Here is a 23,667-nt window from a genome sequence, read left to right on the forward strand (position 1 = left end):
AGAAAGACAGCACTGATATACACAAGGAGGAGAATGCGTATGACTCGACATGAACCATATGAGCCGCCCGTAACAATGAAAGCTGCAGTTATGACAGAGCCCGGACATATCATCATTGAGGAACAGCCTGTGCCGAGGCCCTCTGCGAACGAAGTGCTGGTGAAGATTATGGCTGTAGGTGTATGTGGATCAGATGTCCATTATTTTGAGCATGGCCGCATTGGCAGGTTTATTGTAGAAAAGCCGATTATTCTGGGTCATGAATGTGCAGGAATGATTGCGGCAGTTGGAGAGCAAGTCTCAAGGCTGAAACCGGGGGATCGGGTTGCCATTGAGCCCGGAGTAACCTGCGGTCGATGTCATGCATGTAAAGAGGGACGTTACAATCTGTGCCCGGACGTTCAGTTTCTGGCAACCCCTCCGGTAGACGGTGCATTTGTACAGTACATGGTCATACGCGAGGATATGGTATTCCCGATCCCGGACCATCTGACGTATGAGGAAGCGGCAATGAACGAGCCTTTCTCTGTGGGTATTCACGCCGCACGTCGCAGTAAACTGGCTCCAGGTACAACACTTGCCATTATGGGCATGGGGCCTGTCGGGCTGATGGCTGTAGCGGCTGCCAAATCCTTCGGTGTTCAGAAGATTATCGTAACGGATCTGGAAGAGGTTCGCCTTGAGGCTGCACGCAGGATGGGAGCTGCACACACCATAAATGTACGTCATGAAGATGCTCTGACCGTGATTAAGGAAATCACGGGAGGCACCGGAGTGGATACCGCCTGGGAGACGGCGGGCAACCCGAAGGCTTTACAGTCTGCTCTCTACTCGCTGCGAAGAGGTGGGAAGCTTGCCATTGTCGGTTTGCCCGCTCAGGATGAGATTGCAATCAATGTACCGTTTATTGCGGACAATGAAGTGGATATTTACGGCATATTCCGTTATGCCAATACGTATCCGGCGGGCATTGCTTTTTTAAGCTCGGGACAGCATGATGTCATGTCGTTGATTACGGATCGTTATCCGCTGGAGGAGACACAGCAGGCTATGGAGCGGGCGCTGTATAACAAGAGCGGAAGTTTGAAAGTTATGGTTTACCCGAATGGGATGTGAAAAGTAGGAAGGAGTCCTGTGCATAGAGATGTGCAGGGCTTTTCTTATCGGTCAGGCTCATTTTTTTGTTTTTCTGCCTGAAAAGCATGGACAACCTTCCAGCACATGGTATAATTCATGATGATTTTAATATATAAATGAAAACACATGAACTATAGCATACACCCTGAAGGTGTTCAGAACTTAGCGAAAGGAACTGAAGGTTGTGAGAACACATGAATTTATGATTCACGCGGATTTCCATCGGGATGAGCTGTTGTCGGTATCTTCTCAAGCGTCACGTTTTTCCTCAGAGATATTATTGTCGTATACGGAGGCAGATCACGAGCATCGTGTAGATGTGAAGAGTCTGCTTGGCATGGCACTGCTTCCACTTCGAAATGGCAGCGTGGTCCGCCTGCAGACACGGGGAAGAGATGAATTGGAGGCGCTCGAGTACATGCTGCATGTACTGGAGAAAGGCTCGGCATAACGTTGAATCAGATGGATCAAAGCATGGATTATAAATTTTTTGTCTTTTCTGCAAATCTTGCTGGTACTTCGTGCGAAAAAAGAGTATAATAAAATTTAGTTTGATTCTAGGGAGTACCCATATTAAAGGAGTGTAAATAGATTATGCCAAAAGTTGACATCCATCCTAAAACACAGCTCGTTGTTTTCTACGACGCAAGTGCTGACTACAAATTCCTTGCTTCTTCGACTAAATTCTCGAATGAAACAATGGAATGGGAAGACGGTAACACATACCCTGTGATCCGTGTAGATACCAGCTCCGCATCCCACCCGTTCTTCACTGGTAAACAAAGAAACGTGGATATCGGCGGACGTGTTGACAAGTTCAACCGTAAATACAACCTCAAAAACTAGTTTACCCATAGCGTTCAAAGGAAACTCCGGAAGATTATTTCCGGGGTTTTTTTGTGTCTTCAGCAATCGTTCGATCAAGTAGAGATCAACCAATTATTGCGCTTTCAATCCTTTCAGTTGTAAACTAGAGCATAGGGTTTAAACATATGAAGGAGGAAACAGAGATGAGCAGAATAACACATATGGTGACATTTACACTTTATGCAGGCAAGGATACAGCGGAAGCTGAAACTTTTTTGAAGGAAAGTAAGGAAGCGCTTGCGGCTATCCCGGGTGTTGAGGACTTCCAGGTGTTACGCCAGGTGAGCGCCAAGAATGAGTTTGATTACAGCTTTTCGATGGTTTTTGCAGATCAGGCAGCATATGACGCTTATAATGATCACCCGGTGCATCGTCAGTACGTTGCAGAGCGCTGGGAGAAGGAAGTCAGCCGCTTTCAGGAAATCGACCTGATTCAGCAGAGTGGTGCCTAAGTGCAGGGCAGCGAGGATGCAAAAAGCTATTTTATTTCTATATTCATATGGATTTGAATGAATTGAAAAAGGAAACTGACTTGTTTGGTAAAATGTATATAACAAAATATACGAAACATGCAGACAATCGAAACCGTTTTCTACGCATAAGTTTGAATGTATAAATCACATTGTACAAGGAGGTTATTTCAGAGATGCAGCTGAACCTGATGGGGAAAACGGCATTAGTTACCGGAGCAACCGGGCAATTGGGCAGAGTTATAGCACGAACTCTTGCTGCTTGCGGCGCAAATGTGGCTCTGCATTACATAAGCAACGAAGCCAAGGCTATGGAATTACAGCGCGAAATTGAAGCAATGGGCCGTCAGGCCCTGATTGTACAAGGTGACATTACCAAACAGGATACCTCTTTTCGGATACGGGATGAAATTGAAAGCAGGCTGAGCGGGGTTGATATCGTTGTTGCCAATGCGGTCATTCAGTATGAATGGACAAGTGTGCTGGAGCAAGCGCCTGAGGATTATGTGAGCCAGTTCGAATCCTGCGTGATGCAAAGTGTGTATCTGGCCAAAGCGTTTATTCCGCATATGCAGCGTATGAGAGCGGGTCGGTTCATCGGCATTAATACCGAATGTGCAATGCAAAATTTTCCTCACCAATCTGCCTATACGGCTGGCAAGCGCGGCATGGACGGGGTATATCGGGTGTTAGCCAAGGAAGTCGGCGAATATCAGATTACGGTGAATCAGGTGGCTCCAGGCTGGACAATCAGTGAACGTGATCGAGTCAGTGAGCCTGGACATGATGAAGCTTACACTCGAACCGTGCCGCTGAAACGCAGGGGAGAAGATCAGGAAATTGCCAATGCAGTTGCTTTTCTGGCGTCCGATCTGGCTTCTTTTATTACCGGGGCGTATATTCCTGTAAGCGGCGGCAATGTAATGCCGGCCATATAAATGCTGGATTGGCTTTGTTTGTGATCAATATCCGTTTGCCCTGTGGGCAGGCGGATTTTTTATTATTTCAGAACTGATAGGTAGTTCAAATGAGACATCGCTCTTCTTATATTTGAATTAACATATGAAGTTGATTCGCTTTTCAAAAATCCGGGGTATAAGAATAGGTATATTCACGGGATGGAAACCTAATCTAAACAACGGATTAAAGGAGTGACCACACACGATGAAAAAAACGATAGCAGATGTTCTTGTCGAAGCTTTATTAAACGCTGGTATTCACCGAATATACGGCATTGTTGGAGACTCCCTGAATGCGGTTCTCGATTCGATACGCAGGTCGGGCAAAATTGAATGGATTCATGTCCGGCATGAGGAAGTTGCTGCTTTTGCTGCAGGTGCTGATGCCCAGGTCAGTGGAAGCATTGCCGTATGTGCGGGCAGCAGCGGGCCGGGTAATATGCATTTGATTAACGGACTGTATGATTGCCACCGCAACCGTGTGCCGATACTGGCTATTGCGGCTCATATTCCGAGTGACGAGATTGGCAGCGAGTATTTTCAGGCCACCCATCCAGAATATCTTTTTCAGGAGTGCAGTCATTATTGTGAAGTCATTACAACCGCCAAGCAGATGCCACGATCGGTTACGATGGCGATGCAGACTGCTGTTGCACGTTCGGGGGTATCTGTTATCGTGCTGCCGGGAGATGTTGCGGGACTAGCCGCCGCCGAACTTCCTGTACCTGAGCATGTGTATCATGCGCCGCATCCTGTCGTGCATCCATCAGAGCCGGAGCTCGCCAAGCTGGCAGATTATTTGAATGAGGATAAAAAAATTACACTTCTATGCGGAGCGGGCTGTGCTGGTGCACGTGAACCACTGCTGGAGCTCTGTGAGCGCTTGAAAGCTCCTATGGTCATAGCACTCCGAGGCAAAGAATATCTGGAGTATGATAATCCGTATTCGGTCGGACTAACAGGACTGATTGGATACTCCTCAGGATATCATGCGATGATGGACTGTGATGTGCTGCTAATGCTGGGAACTGATTTTCCATATCGACAATTCTATCCCGAGGACGCAATTGTGCTTCAGGTGGATATTCAAACCTCCCATCTCGGTCGTCGTACCAAGCTGGATTATGGTGTGTGCGGGGATGTCAAGGCAACGCTCGAAGCGCTGCTTCCACATCTGACGGCCGAACATAGCGATAAACATCTGCGCAAAAGTGTGAAGCATTATACCAAGGTCCGCGAGGAACTGGACGAGCTGGCTGTGGGTAAACCAGGCAAAAAACCGATTCATCCGCAGTATTTGACCAAAGTTATCAGTGATGCCGCTGCAGAGAATGCGATATTCACCTGTGATGTAGGCACTCCAACCGTATGGGCTGCACGTTATGTGGAGATGAGTCAGAACCGAAGATTGCTGGGTTCTTTCAATCATGGCACGATGGCAAACGCACTTCCACAGGCAATCGGTGCTCAGGTGGCTAATCCCGGAAGACAGGTCATTTCGCTGTCAGGAGACGGGGGATTAGCGATGTTAATGGGCGATCTGCTCACGCTGAAGCAGCATAACCTTCCAGTGAAGGTAGTGGTGTTTAACAATAGCGCACTCAGCTTTGTAGAGCTTGAGATGAAAGCCGCCGGTTTCCTGGAATCCGGTACGGAGCTTGTGAATCCAAACTTCGCAATGGTTGCACAGGCCATGGGCATGGAAGGAATACGCGTGGAAGATCCGGGGGAGCTGGAGGGAGCTATCGAGCGTGCGCTGCAGCATGATGGTCCGGTTCTGATTGACACCGTTGTTAATCGTCAGGAGCTGTCCCTGCCGCCAAAAATCAATCTTAAACAGGCCGAAGGCTTCACATTGTGGATGATGAAGGCTGTTCTCAATGGGCGCGGGGATGAATTAATCGAGCTTGCCAAAACGAATCTGCTTCGATGAGGCGGTTGGCATGTGCGTTAGGTTCAGGAGCAAGTTCAGAGCTTAAGTTTGTTTTTGAACATATTTTTAATTAGAATAGGTAAAGTCAGGAGGAAGAATCTTCCTTCCTGATTCTTACATAGTTGATCCAAATGATCCGGGGAATGTATATGCACAGTTAGAAATGACACATAATTTGGAGGAGATCATCATGAGTCACACAGGAAAAGTAGCGATCATCACAGGAGCAGGTAGCGGGTTAGGTCAGGCAGCAGCGCTGAAATTAGCTGAACAGGGTGCTTCCATCGTTGTTGTTGATCTGGTTGAGAAGACGGGACTTGAAACGGTGAAGAAGATTGAACAGCTGGGAAGTCAAGCGATTTTTGTTCAGGCCGATGTGAGTAAAGCCGCTGAAGTAGAGAATTATGTGAAAAAGACGATCGAAGCGTTCGGTCGAATTGATATGTTCTTCAACAATGCGGGCATAGCTGGCCCCGGCATCAAATTAATTGAACATACGATTGAGCAATTTGACCAAATTATTGATATCAATTTGAGAAGTGTATTTTACGGTTTAAAATATGTCATTACAGAAATGCTCAAAACGGGGGGCGGCTCCATCGTTAACACAGCTTCTACAGCGGGCATTGTAGGTGTTCCGGCAGTTGCTCCTTACGCTGCGACCAAACACGGTGTCGTTGGCTTGACACGTACAGCGGCAATTGAATATGGCAAGGAAAACATCCGCGTTAATGCCATTGCTCCAGGTACCATTGAGACACCGATGGTCGTTCAATTCGGTAAAGATAATCCGGAGGTTTTCCAGGCTACGGTAGATAGCATTCCATCTGGACGTCTGGGCAAGCCGGAAGAGATTGCTAATCTGGTATCCTTCCTGCTTGGAGACGACGCACCATACATTAACGGCGCTGTATATGCAATTGATGGTGCTGTTACTGCTCAATAAAAAGGTAGATTTATATGTTGAGACAGGACTTGAGCAAAAAAGGAACCGTGTGGTTTATCCGCACAGTTCCTTTTTTCGTTGAATAGGAGACATGACTTCTGTAATAGAGCATACCTGCCGAGCTACAATACTAGGTTGGATATCGAAGTCCCTCTTTATCACGACATTTCCTCCAATTGACGATCTTCGTCAATTTCTAAAGGCTGCCGTTACTTGACTTCTTCCCCTACCTGTCCAGTGCTTCTACGTAATCCTTGGCTTCTTTCAGAGAAAAGTTTCGGGCTTCGCGCAGTCGCTTGATCGCTTGAATTTTGTTGCCGCGACGCAGCATGTCCAAAAGCTCGCGATCCAGATCGCGATCCTGCGAACTGTGGTCACTTGTATTCATGGTATGGATTGTACTCACTGCATTCAACGAATCTCCATCAACAGGCTTAGAAAAGGGAGAAGCGTTATGGACTGAAGACGAGCTGTTCATAGTAAAAAAATTTCCCACACCGGGTGTGCTGTTCTGAAGGCGTTCCACTTCGGATTTCAAGTCATCGACCTGACGCTGCAAACTGCTCATTTTTGACCACAGAATTGGAATAATCAGCAGGAAAACAACCATTAAGAAGCCGCTCATATCAGTTGTACCGGGATTTCTTTGACGCCACGAACGACCATGCCCGGTCTCCATTCCAGTGTATCGACATCCGCTTGAAGCCTCATGTTTGGAAAACGATTCACTAACGTGCTTACAGCAATTTCTCCTTCAAGACGTGCCAGCGGCGCACCGAGACAGAGATGAATGCCTTTGCCGAAGGCGAGATGAGAACTTTTCTCCCGAGTAATATCGAAAACATCCGGGTCCTTGAACTGCTCCTCATCCCGATTCGCTGAATCCAGCGCAACAATCACCAGCTCGCCTTTAGCGATGTGTTGCCCCCGAAATTCGATATCCTCTGAAGCCCACCGCGATGTGCTGAACTCAACAGGTCCGTTGTAGCGAAGCATTTCTTCAATGGCCTGATGGATAAGCTCGGGCTGCTTTATTAACAAATCCCGTTGTTCGGGGTGCTCCAGCAGGGCCAGAATACCGTTTCCAATTAGATTGACCGTGGTTTCATGTCCAGCAATAATGAGCAGCGACACGACGCCGAGCAGTTCTTTTTCGCTTAACTGGTCTCCCGATTCCTCGGCAATCACCAGCTGGCTGATCAGATCCTGTCCAGGGTCTTTGCGCACTTTGGCGAACCAGGCCGTGAGATACTCGGTAAATTCCTGAACGTGTTGCTGCAGCAGCTCTGTATTCTTCATCGTGGAGGCTTCAATAAAGGTGTTGGACCACATGCGGAACTTGTCCCGATCCTCCAATGGCACTCCAAGTATCTCACTTATAACAATAATGGGCAGCGGGAAAGCGAAGTCATCAATCAGATTCATCGTTTCTTGTGAAGGCAGATTGTCCAGGAGATCACTAGCGATATCCTGAATATGGCTTCTCATGCCTGCGACAAGTTGAGGTGTGAATGCCTTCTGCACAAGCCCTCGCAAGCGACGATGATCGGGCGGATCCGAAAACAGCATCGTGCTGGAGAAAATGCTCTGGCGATTTGCTCCGTAACGTTTGACCATATCTTTGCTAAACCGTGAATCCTTTAACACCTGAACGGCGTCCTCATATCGGGAAATCATCCAGCCAAATTCGCCATGTGGAAACATGACTTTGAAGACAGGCTCATCTTTTCTTAATTTTTCATAGACCGGATAAGGGTTATTCGTGAATGAAGCTGTGAACAAATGGGAGTTTGTGTTCTTACGGTTCTGGTTGGACGCATGCTTCTCATCGTTTTGATGAATCTCATTGGTTTCATTCGAATTCAAATGCACAATCTCCTCTCCTGTGGTGTTAGAGCCTATTGCTCTCTATGTATTCCATACGTAAAGCATCGAAACCTTGTTGCGTAACGACAAATATCCAAAAAGATGCAGGAATATCGTACAAAGCTCCAGAAAACAACAATTCAAGTAAGAAATGCGCTTGCACATTTAGCAAATTTGGAAAAAGAGGAGAATATGCGTATGTCATACAGACAGCTGCCTTTGCATTATCATCAGATTCCCGCAAGTCCCATTGTTCTGGGGTGTATGCGTTTTGGAGGAGAATGGGATGGACAGCCCATTACGAATGATCTGGTGGTTGAAGGCCGCCAGGCGGTAGAAACAGCACTGGAAATTGGAATTCACCATTTTGATCTTGCGGACATCTACACACGAGGGAAGGCGGAGCATGTGTTTGGACGCGTGCTGTCCGAGATTGGGGGGCTGCGTGAACAGATTATTATTCAATCGAAATGTGGCATCCGGCTGGCGGGGGAGGATGAAGGTCCTCAGCGTTACGATACGTCAGAAGCACATATTCTGAAAAGTGTTGACGGAATTCTTACCCGGCTTGGCATCGACTATCTGGATATTCTGCTGCTGCACCGTCCTGATCCGCTTGCCCATCCCCAGGAGATTGGAGAAGCGCTGGCTAAGCTTCATCAGGCAGGCAAAGTGAGACATTTTGGCGTGTCCAACATGGGCTCGGAGCAGATTCGCCTTCTTCAGATGTACAGCCGTGTTCCCTTCATTGTGAACCAGCTCGAGATGAGCCTTGATAAAATCGGCTTTGTCGAAGCGGGTGTGACCGTGAACCGTGAACCTGCCAAACAGAATGTGTTCCCTTACGGTACGATGGAATTCTGCCAGGCGGAGCACATTCAGCTGCAGGCCTGGGGCCCTTTGGCGCAAGGAAGATTCACAGGCAGAGTGGTTGAGGGACAGCGGCCGGAGATTAAAGCAACATCAGAGCTTGTGGCACGAATGGCTGCGAAAAGAGGTGTCACACCTGAATCGATTGTGCTGGCCTGGCTGATGAAACATCCTGCTGGCATTCAGCCGGTGATCGGCTCTATTCGACCGGAGCGCATTCTGGCCTGCCGCGATGCGGCCCAGGTTGAACTCACACGAGATGAGTGGTACGAGCTGTATTCGTCTTCCTGCGGGCGCAGAATGTAGTGAAAGAGCGCAGGTTCTCAGGAATCTGTGCTTTTTGATTTTTATTTTTCAAATGTTGATTAAAGCCTGTATAGAGTTGTTTATTGACTTGTAGTGCCCTTCCTTTGTAGTCTGGAGTATTCATATTTGTGCTCAAGCGTGTTCATGAGTAAGACCTGAGACTTACAGAGAAGTGCAGATAAGAAGGACGTTTCAACCATTTTTGCCTGTTTTCAGCGTCATGGGCTGAAAGCTGTGATAATATGAGGAAAATAGGAACATACGATCTGTTTACATGAGAGGAGACATCTTGAAGATGGAGATGCTAAAACCGCCTGCCGAGACATTGTACGAGGCCGAGTTACGGGCGTTACAACAGGAGGATCAGGGTCATCGTCCACCAAACTGGTTATTATCCCCGGCCTATGTACGGGATTTTATTATTGGACGGGATCAGCCAGCTATGCTGGATGGGGAGAAGATTGCGATCACACGTAAATTCTATGGTAATGATGTTCTGATTGAACGTGCGGTTGTTACACTTGCGGGTAATCGCGGGTTGATGCTGGTCGGTGAGCCAGGTACAGCCAAAACGATGTTAAGTGAGCTGCTCACGGCTGCGATCTCCGGCACAAGTTTGAATACGATACAAGGCACGGCTGGAACGACCGAGGATATGATCAAATACTCATGGAACTACGCGATGCTGCTGGATAAGGGGCCATCTGAAGCTGCTCTCGTGCCTTCTCCTCTGTATAACGGAATGAAAAAGGGGATACTTACCCGCTTTGAGGAAATTACACGTTGCCCGGCTGAAGCACAGGACAGCTTGATCAGTATTCTTAGCGACAAGGTCATGAGCATTCCGGAACTGGATGGGGGTGTCCTTTTTGCCAAACCGGGGTTTAACGTCATTGCTACCGCCAACATTCGGGACAAAGGTGTTAACGAGATGAGCGGCGCGCTCAAGCGGCGTTTTAACTTTGAAACGATCAAGCCGATCCAAAATGTGAAAATGGAAGCAAAGATCATTGAATCACAGGCGAGAAACCTGTTATTACATAGTGGAATTGATACCGAAATACAAACCGACGTGGTGGAGCTGCTGGCAACAACGTTTATGGAGCTGCGCACAGGCATGTCGCGTGAAGGATACAAGCTGGATACACCGCAGGCGTCGATGAGCACTGCAGAAGCGGTATCTGTATATGTGCAGAGTGCGATGACATCGTATTATTACGAGGGTAAATCGATTGCGCTGGATCGTTTGGTTCAGAATATGCTGGGTACGATTGCCAAGGAAAATGACAAGGATCTTAGCATTCTGAAAAATTATTTTTCCAAAATTGTGAAAGCTCGCTCCGCAGAAGAGGAAATCTGGAAAAATTATTATGAGGAAAGAAAATGGATCGGTTAGGCACAGTCCCGCCTGCTGACACGGACGTTTTATCGGATGCTGCGGCTTTAGAGCAGCTGCAGTCCTTGTTTGAATCAAGGGTATACAACCTGAACAATCGAACGCTCTATTTTCCAATACGGCATCACAGTCCAGCCTGCGCACATCATCTGCTGCGAGTGATTGAAGACTACAAGCCTGAAATGATTCTGATTGAGGGACCCGAAAGCGGAAACTCGCTTATTTCCGTGCTAACGGAGGAGGCGACCGTACCTCCAGTCAGTCTCTATTACACCTATGAAGATGAGCACGGCCGGGAAGCCTGTTATTATCCGATGCTTCGATATTCACCCGAATATGTTGCATTAAAGGAAGCGAAACGACGGGATATACCGGCATCCTTCATGGATCTGGATTATCGGCATGTCTCAAGGCGTACAGACAGCCCTGCGAACCCGGCGCAGACGGAACAGCAGAACGTTTCGTTTCAGGATGAAACGCTGCTGGCCAGCTCGGATTTTATTAACCGACTATGCGAGAAAACAAACTGCCGCAGCTTTGATGAGTTATGGGAAAAGGTGTTTGAGATCGGGGGGCTGGAGAAGTCAACCTGTGCATTCGCGCAGGACGTGTTCACCTACTGTACATTATCCCGAATGTGTTATACCCCGGAACGATTAATTGCGAGCGGTGATCTGTTAAGGGAAGCGCATATGAGAAAACGGATCAGGGAAGCCGGAGAAAAGCATGAGCGGGTGCTTGTGATTACAGGTGGTTTTCATACCTATGGATTACTAAATGAGGACGGCTATAAGGCAGTACAGGTAGAACAGGAAGTACATGTAAAAGAACATACAGAAGAGATTCAGCAGCAGATGTATCCGATGGTATATACGTTTGCCGAGGCGGATCGTCTGAACGGTTATGCCAGCGGCATGCCTTATGTGTTTTTCTATGATCAAATATGGGGCGAGCTGCTGCGTTCTTCAGGTTCAGCTTATCGTTTAACGACACTGAATGTGTTATCCAGGCTAATGCGCAGGCTTCGGGAACATGAAGAGCACGTATCTACGAGCGATGCGATTGAAGCTTACAGCATGATCCAGGGGCTGGCACAGCTTCGTGGCAAGCAGGAAGGCGGAGTCTACGAGCTTATGGATGCGGCGCTCTCTTCATTTGTCAAAGGGGAGTTAACGCTTGCTACCGACAAGCCGCTGCAGGAGCTGCAGCTTCTGCTAACGGGTGATGGCATTGGAAGTGTAGCGCCTAATGCTTTTCATATTCCGATTGTGGAGGATTTCAAAACCCGCTGCACGGAGTTTAAACTCCAGATCCGAACGACTGGTCAGCACAAAAAGGTGCTTGATCTGTATGCCAAGCCGGAGCATCGCTTGCTTAGCCAGCTATTTCAATGCATTGCCTATCTCGTACCTGAGTTTGCGAAACGGCAGGCCGGCCCTGACTGGATTGCACAGCGTGATATGAATTTGGTTCGCGAAACCTGGGAGTATATGTATTCTTCGCGGATCGAAGCCAGGCTTATTGAAAATTCCCTGTATGGCGGTACACTTGCTTCGGCGGCTACTCGCAAAATGGAACAGCAAATGCAGGACATTCCGAATCATCACAGTGGCGAGCTTGCGCAGCTGATGCTTCATGCACTGCTGATGGGCCTTCAGGAGACAGCGATGCAGCTGTATGCGAAGGTGCGGGCAGCGCTGCGAACAGATGGACATTTCTTGTCTTTGTGCAGCAGTCTGACCATTCTGAACCGTATTCATCAGCACCGCAGGTTGCTGGGCTTATCGGATGATCCCCATCTTCCTGAACTGGTGTCGGAAGCTTATAACAATGCGGTGGACAAGCTGCTTCAGCTGTCCCGAACAAATGCAGATGAGCATGATGGGATTATTCAGGGACTGAAGCTGCTTGCGATGCTGGCAGAATCATCAGAGGAGCAGTTTCAGGATACAACGTTTCGCAATCAATTGAACGAGCTTTTACGTGATCCGAAGCTGCCAGCTCAGCTGGAAGGGGTATGTATCGCTATTGCATCAGGACTGGGTGATCGATCAAGAGACGAGATTGTGGAGCGTGCCCGGGGATATATTCACGGGACTCCTGAACAGATGCGTCAGACGGCTTTATTTCTACAAGGGGTCTTCACGGTGGCGCGGGATGCGTTCTTGTATGAAGATCAGCTGCTGTCCGAGCTGAACGGGTTGATCGAACAGTTATCCTACGATGATTTTATTGCGATGATTCCCGAATTGCGGCTGGCCTTTACTTATTTTACACCGATGGAAACGGGTCTGATTGCGGAACGTGTGGCCAAGCTGCATCAGGTGGAGCCGGATGAGATGACTACCCCTGCGCTGGATGAGCAGCTTCTGATGCAGTTCAGAACGCAGGATGAGGCACTTCGAAAGGAGTTTGCTGCATGGAATTTAATATAGATGAATCCCGTCATGAACAGGAAGAAGCGTTGAAAGAGCCTCTTTTATCTACAGAGCGCAGTGCTGTTGAAACATTGAACCGGTGGCGCTTGATTCTCGGGGAATCTGCAGAAGAGGGGCTGTGTGAAGCCGATTCATATGCATCTGACGCATTTCAGTATACCGAGCTGGATGAAATTCTGGGATATCTGTACAACCGTGAATATGGGGAAGAGCAAGGCTATCGCAGAGAAGGCGGACGCGGTTCGTCAGAGCTTACAGTGCCCCATTGGTTACATAAGGTCAGGGAGCTTTTTCCCAAATCCACGGTTGAAATTCTGGAAAAGCAGGCACTGGATCGCTACGGGCTGACGGAACTGCTGACAGATCGAAAGCTGCTGGAGTCGCTTGAGCCCAATATGAATCTTCTCAAAAACATCATGCAGTTTAAAGGCCGCATGAAAAATGATGTGCTGCGAAGTGCCAAGGATATTGTGCGGGCGGTTGTTGAGGATCTGCGCAGGAAACTCGAATCTCACGTCAGGGCAAGCATTATGGGCAAACGCAGTCGATATGCAGCAAGTTCGGTGCGCTCCCTGCGCAATTTGAATTTCAAACGTACGATTACACGCAATCTGAAAAATTATGATAAACATAAACGAAGATTTGTGATTGATCGTCTTTATTTTGATGGCAATATACAGCAGCATAACAAGTGGAACATCATCATCGGTGTTGATGAGAGCGGCAGTATGATGGATTCGGTGATTTACAGCTCTGTTATGGCAAGTATTTTTTATCGTTTGAATGCCTTGCGTACGAAATTGTTTATTTTTGATACCAAGGTGGTTGATCTGAGTGATCGACTGGAGGACCCTGTGGATGTGCTGATGAATGTGCAGCTCGGGGGAGGAACTTATATTGCCAAAGCGCTGCGTTATGGAGAGACACTGATCGAGAATCCAGGCAAAACAATCTATATTCTGGTCAGTGATCTTGAGGAAGGATACCCGATCAATCAGATGTATCAGGCGTGTAAGGATATTATTGATGCAGGCTGCAAGCTGCTGGTGCTTACGGCGCTCGATTTTAATGGAAATTCGGTGTACAACGAACATGCCGCGCAAACGCTCGCCAACATGGGCGCACATGTCGCTGCAATTACCCCGAATGAACTCGCAGAATGGATTGGAGATATCATTACCTGAACTTCATTTGAAATATTTAAACTTCAATTGAATGATCTTATCTTCTCATTTTTAAGGAGGAAATTATTATGCTTACCGCAGACCGTGCAGTTGAGAGTTTGGTAGAGAAGTTCGCTTCCGTCTGTTCAGACGATTATTCGCTGAAGACGGATCGCAGCTCCGAGATTATTGATTATGTTATGGGGGCGACCGACAAGTTCCCGGATATGATGGGCAAAACGAGTCATTATGTGTATCGAACCGTAGATGCTTTAACTAAACTTGGTAAGAAGCATGACGGAGATCTCTTTTTCCGCGCTGGCGCAGTGGCGATGCATCTCGAATCGAATTATTTTCGAAGAAGCCCTTGGGGTGTAAGTGCATTTGATGCTAGTCTGGGTGAGGATTCGGAAGCCTACGGATTAAATGGAAAAAGCAAAAACCCCAATCGTATGGCAGCCTTATCCTCCCGTTTGCAAAAAATGAAACAATTCGCGGGTGAGCAGGAGATTCTCACCGAGCTCAAGCGACGTGTGAAACGCGCACAATGGCTGTTTGACTCCAAAAAGGCAGATAGTGAAGGCAATTTCAGAGATGTCGTTGATGCTTTGATGCTCGTTCATTTGTGTTTGCAGTTGCAGGATGATTTTACGAACACCGATGAGATCAAAGAAAGCAGAGAGATGCTGCCCCGGCTGTTCCAGCATCTCCTGGCAAATGATACCGTAAAGCTTCGTAAGGAGCTCTACAGCCTGATCGAACCGTTGATTGCAGGCCATATTCAAGGCAAGCAAAACAGCTCGACTCAGATGCTGGAAGAGGAATTTCTCCAGCGGAACCGTAGCGAGCTGATTGCCAAGCATTATCCTGAAATTACTTTTTCGCCTAAACATCATGTTTCCCATGCTGTGTTTCATCAAACGATGGTGTTAGTAAGCAGTGCGGTGTTATTTCTGACGAATATTCATGGCGGTAAAGAGCGTTTTCTTGAAAATGTAAGTGGGGTAGGTGCAGTTCTGCATGAAACAATCCAGCACCTGCATGAGTTGTACCCAATGGAGGTTCGCCAGTATCTGCTCAGCATGAACCATCGTGCAAGAAATGCGGATGACTTGCTGGCGGGACTAGTGCCCTTAGATGAACCCTATCAATTGATTGAAACGTTGCGGCTGGAGCTGAACTCGTACAGAGTATCCTGGAGTATTCTAAAAGCAGCCATTGCCAGTCAGCCAGAGCAGTCCAAACGGGCCTATGAGATTGTCAAAGCTCCATTTATGAAATTATGTTTACAGAAGATGATGTCAGATCAGGACATTTCCCTTCCTCAGTCGGATACGACCATAGAAGAAGCTGTATTCCAAGTGCTGCGCCAGCCGCTGGAAGCCGGCAGACAAGGGCTAGCTATTGCGAGATATCTAAGCGGAGAATATTCTCTTGAGGAATACTGGGCAGACAAGGACAGCCGTGGCTTGTTCAATCACGTCAATCGGGACCGGAAACGAGTTAACCTTCTGATCAGCATCAGCTTCTTGCCAATCGATTCAGAGCCGATGCACCGTTTTGCTATTTTGCTGACACACCCGGACTGGACGCTTGATATCGTATCGGACATGTATCACTCCTATGCGTTTAGCGGTGAGCAAATCCTGAATACGTACGGGAATGATCCTCAGGTTAAACGGGAGCAGCTGCTAACCAGTTTGATCTCACTGAATGGGATGACGGATTATACGTATCTGTCGATGCCGCAGGAAGAGTATCGCCGTATTTTACAGCAAAACATGGAACATGCACTGAAACAGTACAAAAAACTTCCAACGGATACACGCATTTTGACACTGGAGGTTGCTTTCGAACAGCGGGATACACTGCCTAAGAAACTATTGGTGGCAGCCGTTCAGGCAGGTTTGCAGGATGCATCGAAGCGAGCGAACAGCATCGCCCTGGCGGAATTTAACCGTATTCCAGATCAAGAGCTGTATATGATGATCTACCGTGCGGAGAAAAAGGCTGCGATCAAAGAAATGGCGCTGACAGCGATCCGCAGTCTGGATAACAGCAAGCAGCTGTACACGGAGCTCATGGAGAACGAGAAATCAGCGGAGTGGAAAAATCTGATTCAGATTCTGCTCGATACCGCTGAGCTGAGTCCGGAGTATGCACACGCCGCACTTGCTGATCTGGCCGATGCCAAAAAAATGTCTCGCATCAGCTGGCTGCCTCTGAAGGAACTGCCTGCCCTGATTCGCGAAGCAGACGGCCAGCCGCTGGATGATCGGATCAAGCAGTATGTATTAGTGCAATCCATTGATCACGGTTCCGGACCCAACGAACGGTTAAATGAGCTGAGAGAATATGTGAGCGAAACGTCGCTTATTCGTTTTTCTAAAGAGCTGCTGCAGCTATGGATTCAAGAAGAAGCGCCGGCCAAGGAAAAATGGATCATGTATCTGTCCGCTTTATTCGGAGATATTGAGGTCGTTCATATTTTGACTCCGCAGATTAAGGAGTGGACGGAGAACAGTCGAGGTGCGATTGCCGCGGAGGCGGTGAAGGTGCTCGCTTTCCTGAATGAACCTGCTGCACTGATGGCCATCGACAAGATCAAACGCAGTGTGAAGAACCGTCAGGTGAAGGGCGCAGCTGAAGAGGCGCTGCAGCTTGCTGCCGAGAACCTTGGACTAACGGCTGAGCAGCTGGAGGACCGGCTGGTGACTTCCCTTGGATTTGATGAGAAGGGCACGTTGCAGCTTAGTTACGGAGAGCGTTCTTTCCAAGTGAAAGTGAATGCAGACCTGCAAGTGGTTGTATTGAATGAGGAAACGGGTAAAGCGGTAAAAAGCTTGCCTGCTCCAGCCCAAAAGGATGATCCTGAGCTTGCGGCACAATCCAAAGCACGTTTCACTCAGCTGAAGAAGGATCTCAAAACGATGGTCACGATCCAGACGCAGCGTCTGGAAGAATCGTTATCCAAGCAGCGTCTCTGGACAGCAGAGGAATGGACGGCTCTGTTTGTAGACAATGTCATTATGCAAAAGTTCGCAGTCGGACTAATCTGGGGCATCTATGAGCAAGGTGAGCTGGTTCATACGTTCCGTTATATGGAGGATGGAACCTTTAACACGGTAGATGAGGATGAAACAGAGCTGCCGTCAGGAGCTCAGATCGGGCTCGTGCATCCGCTTGAACTGGATCAGGAAACGCTGGAGGGCTGGATTACACAGCTTGAGGATTATGAAGTGAAGCAGCCGTTCGAGCAACTGAAGCGTGCAATCCATCTGGTTGAGGATGAGGATCAGGCCAAAACAGAGTATGATCGTCTTCCACAAGAAGAGTTCTCACCAACGGCTCTTCCAAAAGCGCTGGAGAAATACGGCTGGATCAAGGGGCCTGCCCAGGATGGTGGCTGGTTCAATGCATTTTACAAGGAATACGGCGATCTGGTTGCCGAGCTTCAATTCAGCGGTACAAGCATTACCTATTATGAAGGAATGGAAGATGTTACGCTGGAATCCTTGCACTTCTTCAAATCACACGGTACGAGACAGCACTATTATTATGCAGATAACAAATCTATTGCTTTGGGCAAAATTCCTGGTCGCGTCTTTAGTGAGACCATCTATGATATTTTGAGAGCGACGGGGCGCTGAGCACGTGAGTATGAATGATTTTCAGGAGAAATTCAGGCTCTTCTCGAAGCTGTGCACCGAGGATTATCTCATTCGTTATGCGAACAAGGGATTATATAAGAGGGCACTGAAGGAGCTGGATCAAGGTATACATGTGAATTATACCTGGGGCGAGGCCTCAGTTAACTGTCAGCTAAGTGAGGGTACGGAATGTACCCTCTATGCCTCGCTCGATCAATGGCAGTGTTCTTGTCCGTCCGAGCATATCTGCAAACATGTGCTGATTGCCATTCTGTATGACCAGCGTCAGCAAGCGGCAGAAGGGGAGGCATCCGCTGCAGCATCTGCAGTATCTCATGCAATTTCTGAAGAGTCTTCCTTGAAACCAACGGAAACGCAGTTATCTTCTTCTGGCTCGCCGAATAAATATGCCAAGCCTGCTGATTCCGTGGCAAAGGAGCTGCCTGTAGTTATGGAGCAGGACCATTCTGACTACAAGCTGCAACTAGAGCCAGCAAATACATCTTCCCGTTTTCGCTGGATGCATGAGACTGATCTTGCGACGATTATTAAATCGTACACTGCATCCATGATTGAGGAAGTCGTTTTTCGGCTGCGTTACCCTGAAGAAATTCACATCAAGGAGGACACGCTGCTCACTGTGCAGCTGAAAACTCAGGACATTGAGGTTTCTTTTACAGATGAGCCTAGTCTGGCAAAAGCTTTATGCAAGGTGAAACAGACGGCCGGAAAGATGGCCAAGCTTGAAGCATTGCTGCGTTACCGGATGCTTCACGGAATCCATGATATGGAGGTTCTGAGTGTTCGTGCATATGAAGCGAAGTTTTCGCTTCAAACCGTTCAGGAATGCCGCGAGATTCTGGCAGGTATGCTGAAGACAGGGCTTGCCCGGCTGCCTCAATCTTATCTGGCGCAGCTGGAGACACTTGCCATTGCCGCACACAGCGGTAATCTTCCGGATATTGAGCGCAGTTTGCGCGGTATTCAGGGTGAGCTTCAGCTTTTTTTCAAGCGGCATGTACGCTTCTCCATGCAGACGATGCTGGAACGGATAAGCAAGCTTTATCTTGCGTTAGAAGTGCTTATGAAAGGCGATATATCTGTGAAGCAGCAGAGTCAGCTTGTAGGCAGCTTTCGCAGCAAGTATTTTACCGTGCCCTCTCTTCATCTCTATGGCCTGGGAGCAGATTCTTGGGAGACCCGATCCGGCTTTCGCGGGATTACGTATTATTTCTATGGTCTGGATGATGGAGAGATGTATACGTATAGCGATGTGCGTGCGGTCTATTATGAGGATCAGCAATTCTCGTTTGCGGAGCATTATGCTGCATTTACCCCATGGTTGCCAAGCCTGACGTTTAGTCAATTTACTGGAGAAGAAGTGCTGTTCCAGTCGGTTAAAGTGAATGAAGAACGACGCATATCGTCTGGCGATGGAGCCAAATTGACCCTGTTGCCGCGAACAAATGTGACTGAGGTGGATTTTGGGACGTATCTGATGGATATACCGTCTGCACTCCAGCGTCAACCGGACTCGATATCCTTGTTCACGGAGCCGAAAGAACGATTGGCCCTCATTGAGGTTGCTCGCATTGTAGAGCATACATTTAACAAACAGACGCAGGATTTGATTCTTATGATAGAAAATACAGACGGGCAGTGTCTGCCACTCACTCTTCCGTATTCCTCGGATTGGCAGTCCATGATTCATCGGCTGGAATCAGGTTTCGGTTCTCAGAAGCTGGAGCACTTCTATGCGTTTGTACGATTGGAAGCGAAGCGCATCAGTCCGATCAGCTTCCTGAAAGGTCAGACGCTGCTTAGTTTGAAGCTGGATTCCAGCAATGGAAGGATGGGACGTTTTGCACGAAGATAATGGATTGATGCAGCACTTATCCAGCTGGTCCGAGGAATTACTGCTTCGGGGGTTATCTCAATTTACTATTCGGGATATTGAACTGCTTGAACAGTGTGCTTCTGCCGCGCAGCGACTACAGATGCAGTTTCTGCACGAATTGGTAACAAGTGTTATCGAATCCGGGCGCCGGGTAGCATTGGGTGAAGGTGAAGAGGAGAGACTGCTGGATCAGTATTGTCGCCTGTCTCAATATGTTCAGCTCAATGCAAACGTACAAGCTTGATTTTGAACAGAATATCTCCCGACTAGTTACGGATTAGTTTAAGTTCTAGTGGGGGGAGGTGCACATTCGAGCATTAACCCTAATTATAAATAATCACGATTAAAATTGCAGTTGGCTCGGTTAGGCCGCTGCAATTTTTTTGTGTTGTGTGAGCTATATTTTAATGGATGGGAAGAAAGTGAGTCTTGGAGATTAGAGTGAAAGCATTTTCGTGTCATATCCCGAGTTATGCTGCATACCATTAGGCGAATGCGGTCATAAGGGAGGAAGCGGAGATGTCGATGAGTGAACCGCTATTACTGCAAATTGTGAATCAGCATATTCCGGCCGGGGCAACGGTCATCACGATTGATAAACCGGTTCAACATCCAGCCGTGTATGCGGCCGATCTTACAGGTGACGGGTTACCGGAGATAGCTGCAGTATATCAGCTTCATAGTGAGCTGTATCTGTTAATTCTGAAATTTGTTCAAGGTCAGTGGATCAAAATGGCTCTTACCAAAGGTTTGGGTTATGGGGTTACACTGCTGACGGCAGCCCCGGTCACATCAACGGCAAGGAATAATCTCATTGTGGGCTGGCAGATCGGCGCAATATGGTCAAAGCTCGCTGTGTATGAATGGACTGAATCCGGGTTGACCGATATCGTGCCTGATGATCTATATTATAGCTATGCAGAGATTGTGGATATGCCCGGCATGCAGGGCCGAGATGGAAAGGTTGAAATCGCGTTATGGGTTCATGATACTGGTGAAGCTTATCGGGTGGACATTATTCGGTGGCAGCAGGGGCAGTGGGTTGCAGCGACGGATGTATATCATGCGTATTTTCCCAAAGTCGTGCATTATTACGAGCAGCTTACAGCACAATATCCGGACTATGTGTTCTATTGGTATTATCTTGCGGATGCTCAGTTTCATGCCGGGGTATATTCAGCCGCGCTGACTTCCGTCCAGAAAGCATTAAGCTTACCGGAAGCTTATCCTTCCAGAGAAGAGCTGCTGAAACTGGAGAAAAAGATTAAACAGGCCATAACCCCCAGCGAGCGTACTCAAGCAGCAGTCTGGTTATATCCGATATCTGTTCGCACGACAAACGGTATACGCTGGGGGTATATGGATGCACAAGGACATGTTCGCCTTGAACCTGTTCTGCAGCAGGCTCAGGCGTTTCAGCCAAATGGCTTGGCTGTTGTGGTGAAAGACGGTCGTGCAGGAGTCATTAATCTACAGGGACAGTATGTGGTTCAGCCCGTATATGATTCTATTAATTCTTTTTTCGAAGAGCGGGCTATAGCTATAGATTCTCAAGGTTTTAAAATGATTAATGAACACGGAGCGGTCCTGACCCCAAGGGCCTATCCGTTTATTGCAGATGTGCAGGACGGACGTGCGGTATTTTACGATACGGGCACGGATCAGCCAGCAGTTGGCTCCATTCTGTACGGGTACTTGGATGCCTCGGGCAAGGAAGTGATTCGGGCACAATATATGTCTGCGAATGATTTCCAGCATGGTAAAGCGGTGGTACAGATCAAAGAGAAGGAATATGCACTTATTGATCGCAACGGAAATCGGATATCAACCTATCCCTATGCCTATGTAGGACCGCTTGGGGATGGCTTGCTTGCTTTTCAGAAGGAGCTTTCAGGCAAATACGGATACATTGATGAACGGGGGAATGTCCGAATTCAGCCGAAGTTCACTTCTGCACTTCCTTTTAGTGGCGGGCAGGCGATTGTAAATACGGCAGAAGATTATCGATCGAATTATGGTGTCATTAATAAGCAAGGATCATTTGTGATTCAGCCGGCTTACAATGACATTCGTGAGCTGGGAGAGCAGAGGTATGCACTTGGGAAAGCCATTGATCCGGAGCAGCCTTATATCGGCTCATTGTATGCGATTGCTGATGTGAATGGCAGGAGATTAACGGAGTTCATCTATCGTAATGTGGAAAATTATAAACATGGTCTTGCTTCGGCATCGAATGGAACTCAGACGTATTTGCTGGATTTGAGCGGCAGACCTGCTCCTGGGTATCCTCATATTGAGGGAGCGGGATCACTTGAAGTCGTTGCACCCGATCTGATTAAAGTATTTGTGGATCAGCGTTTATCCTATGTAAACCGGGCGGGGCAGATCATATGGCATCAAAACACCATCGTACCGCTTCAACCGCCTTATCGAGTGCGTGAGGAGAAATACAAGCCTAACCGGGACTACCTTGTCTATTATCCGCAGGTCGAAGGCTTAACAAGCCAGACGCAGCAGGATGTACTGAATGCCAAGCTGAAGGAGCTTTCCCAGGTCAAACCGATTCCGGCCGATCAGCAACTGGATTATACGTATACGGGGGATTTCGATATTACGTTTTACCAGCAGCAGCTGCTTCAACTGCAATTAACCGGTTACAACTATCCCGCTGGAGCCGCACACGGCATGCCGACGATGATCTATGCCATTATTAATCTGTCGGATGGACAGCTGTATGAGCTGAAGGATTTGTTTAAACCAGACAGCGACTATGTGAAGGTGTTAAGCCAGATTGTCGGGGAGCAGATCAAAAATGATCCGCAGTATTCTTATGTTTTCCCGGATACGTATACAGGCATCAGTGCCAATCAGCCGTTTTTTGTTACAGCAGACGCGCTGCATCTCTACTTCAACCCTTATGATATTGCACCGTATGCTGCAGGATTCCCGACGTTTACGATTCCGTTCAATCAGATCATGAATATTATCAATACCGAAGGATCCTTCTGGAAAGCTTTTCATATGTGAATGTGAATGGGGATGGGTGAATAATCTGTTCCAAAAAGCGCGCAAAGCAGAGGCCATATGTCCAATATGGCTTCTTTTTCTGTAATGTGGCGGACAACAGTTAAGCAGACTAGGAGAGGAGCTAACGTATGCAATGCATTGAGCCGGAAACAGGTGCGTACAAATTTTCTCTTACGAGTTTGTTCTGAAATTCACAAACTTGCAAGGGAGTAAAACGTATAAAGATTAAATAGAAAATCATATGTTTGGAATAATTTTCATGTATAATAAAAGGAAATCATTTTGTACAAAGCAAGTTTTTGGATTAGATTAGGAGCAGGCATTTTGGATAGTTTGATTATTTCGATTCCTGTGGCCATAATCGTGTATATGCTCACAGGTCACTATGACACAGATGACCTGAACGCCAGAGTATTGAGTGCGTTATATTCAATTATTTTACCAGTTTACTGGTATGGTCGAACGATCGGTAAACGCATGAACCGCCTAAAATAACGACAATGTTAATGCGAGTTTTGGTTGCTGGAATTAAAAGGATTAAAATCTGGTACGGCTTTTTTTCAACTTACATACTGTTTCACAAAACTCGTATTTTGTACATATGTTAAGTTAATGGCTGAAAGATAGATCCACGTCGCCCTCGCTGTGTCTGAGGACAAGAACATTGTTCCTTAAAAGACAAAAACATTGTTCCATTGCCACACCCCATCATTTTTATTCCAATAAAAAAACCGTTAATCTC

The 23,667-nt window shown here is 47.6% G+C and carries 18 protein-coding genes; 16 read left to right on the top strand and 2 right to left on the bottom strand.

Going from position 1 to position 23,667, the window contains the following annotated elements; genetic code table 11:
* The first annotated feature begins 39 nt into the window (after positions 1-39).
* From HNR77_RS14395 to HNR77_RS14425, 7 genes are all read left to right on the top strand, one after another.
* Positions 40-1,116, top strand: coding sequence for an NAD(P)-dependent alcohol dehydrogenase (locus HNR77_RS14395; RefSeq protein ID WP_397366814.1), 1,077 nt, complete (start codon positions 40-42; stop codon positions 1,114-1,116).
* A gap of 205 nt (positions 1,117-1,321) precedes the next feature.
* Complete coding sequence (locus tag HNR77_RS14400; protein ID WP_311768624.1) at positions 1,322-1,588, top strand: HPr family phosphocarrier protein; 267 nt, start codon at positions 1,322-1,324, stop codon at positions 1,586-1,588.
* Between the two features lie 143 nt (positions 1,589-1,731).
* The gene (locus HNR77_RS14405) at positions 1,732-1,983 is read left to right on the top strand and encodes a type B 50S ribosomal protein L31 (protein ID WP_111270833.1); all 252 of its coding nucleotides are present in this window, start codon (positions 1,732-1,734) and stop codon (positions 1,981-1,983) included.
* A gap of 164 nt (positions 1,984-2,147) precedes the next feature.
* Positions 2,148-2,456 carry a Dabb family protein gene (locus HNR77_RS14410; RefSeq protein ID WP_184185415.1) on the top strand — a complete coding sequence of 103 codons (309 nt, stop codon included), beginning with the start codon at positions 2,148-2,150 and terminating at the stop codon, positions 2,454-2,456.
* A 194-nt stretch (positions 2,457-2,650) separates the two neighbouring features.
* Positions 2,651-3,412 carry an SDR family NAD(P)-dependent oxidoreductase gene (locus tag HNR77_RS14415; RefSeq protein ID WP_184185418.1) on the top strand — a complete coding sequence of 254 codons (762 nt, stop codon included), beginning with the start codon at positions 2,651-2,653 and terminating at the stop codon, positions 3,410-3,412.
* Positions 3,413-3,638: 226 nt separating this feature from the next.
* A complete protein-coding gene (gene poxB / locus HNR77_RS14420; RefSeq protein WP_184185421.1) occupies positions 3,639-5,366 on the top strand; it encodes a ubiquinone-dependent pyruvate dehydrogenase in 1,728 nt (575 codons plus the stop codon).
* A gap of 190 nt (positions 5,367-5,556) precedes the next feature.
* A complete protein-coding gene (locus tag HNR77_RS14425) occupies positions 5,557-6,312 on the top strand; it encodes an SDR family NAD(P)-dependent oxidoreductase (protein WP_184185424.1) in 756 nt (251 codons plus the stop codon).
* A gap of 226 nt (positions 6,313-6,538) precedes the next feature.
* Here the strand turns inward: HNR77_RS14425 and HNR77_RS14430 are convergent, their stop codons facing one another.
* Positions 6,539-6,937, bottom strand: a complete 399-nt coding sequence (locus HNR77_RS14430; RefSeq protein WP_184185427.1) for a ribosomal L7/L12 family protein — start codon at positions 6,935-6,937, stop codon at positions 6,539-6,541.
* A complete protein-coding gene (locus HNR77_RS14435) occupies positions 6,934-8,178 on the bottom strand; it encodes a cytochrome P450 family protein (RefSeq protein ID WP_397366819.1) in 1,245 nt (414 codons plus the stop codon). The genes HNR77_RS14430 and HNR77_RS14435 overlap by 4 nt, the downstream gene beginning before the upstream one ends.
* Positions 8,179-8,376: 198 nt before the next feature.
* Between HNR77_RS14435 and HNR77_RS14440 the strand changes: the two genes are divergently transcribed.
* The 9 genes from HNR77_RS14440 (at position 8,377) to HNR77_RS30775 (ending at position 23,420) form a co-directional block, all read left to right on the top strand.
* Positions 8,377-9,354, top strand: a complete 978-nt coding sequence (locus HNR77_RS14440) for an aldo/keto reductase (protein WP_184185430.1) — start codon at positions 8,377-8,379, stop codon at positions 9,352-9,354.
* A 295-nt stretch (positions 9,355-9,649) separates the two neighbouring features.
* Positions 9,650-10,750 carry an ATP-binding protein gene (locus HNR77_RS14445; RefSeq protein ID WP_184185433.1) on the top strand — a complete coding sequence of 367 codons (1,101 nt, stop codon included), beginning with the start codon at positions 9,650-9,652 and terminating at the stop codon, positions 10,748-10,750.
* Positions 10,738-13,185, top strand: coding sequence for a DUF5682 family protein (locus tag HNR77_RS14450; protein ID WP_221443847.1), 2,448 nt, complete (start codon positions 10,738-10,740; stop codon positions 13,183-13,185). Before HNR77_RS14445 ends, HNR77_RS14450 begins: the two co-directional genes overlap by 13 nt.
* Positions 13,170-14,372 carry a VWA domain-containing protein gene (locus HNR77_RS14455; RefSeq protein WP_184185436.1) on the top strand — a complete coding sequence of 401 codons (1,203 nt, stop codon included), beginning with the start codon at positions 13,170-13,172 and terminating at the stop codon, positions 14,370-14,372. Before HNR77_RS14450 ends, HNR77_RS14455 begins: the two co-directional genes overlap by 16 nt.
* Positions 14,373-14,440: 68 nt before the next feature.
* Positions 14,441-18,001: a DUF4132 domain-containing protein gene (locus tag HNR77_RS14460; RefSeq protein ID WP_184185439.1), complete on the top strand. Its 3,561-nt coding sequence runs from the start codon at positions 14,441-14,443 to the stop codon at positions 17,999-18,001.
* A 10-nt stretch (positions 18,002-18,011) separates the two neighbouring features.
* Positions 18,012-19,877 carry an SWIM zinc finger family protein gene (locus HNR77_RS14465; protein WP_260410576.1) on the top strand — a complete coding sequence of 622 codons (1,866 nt, stop codon included), beginning with the start codon at positions 18,012-18,014 and terminating at the stop codon, positions 19,875-19,877.
* A complete protein-coding gene (locus HNR77_RS14470; protein WP_184185445.1) occupies positions 19,864-20,142 on the top strand; it encodes a hypothetical protein in 279 nt (92 codons plus the stop codon). Before HNR77_RS14465 ends, HNR77_RS14470 begins: the two co-directional genes overlap by 14 nt.
* Before the next feature lie 275 nt (positions 20,143-20,417).
* Entirely contained in the window at positions 20,418-22,925 is a 2,508-nt protein-coding gene (locus HNR77_RS14475) for a WG repeat-containing protein (protein ID WP_184185448.1), read from the top strand.
* Positions 22,926-23,276: 351 nt separating this feature from the next.
* Positions 23,277-23,420 (top strand): hypothetical protein, encoded by a 144-nt coding sequence (locus HNR77_RS30775; protein WP_397366850.1) that lies wholly within the window; start codon positions 23,277-23,279, stop codon positions 23,418-23,420.
* Positions 23,421-23,667: the final 247 nt, after the last annotated feature.

It is taken from the genome of Paenibacillus sp. JGP012 (assembly GCF_014203995.1).
Classification (GTDB): domain Bacteria; phylum Bacillota; class Bacilli; order Paenibacillales; family Paenibacillaceae; genus Paenibacillus; species Paenibacillus silvae.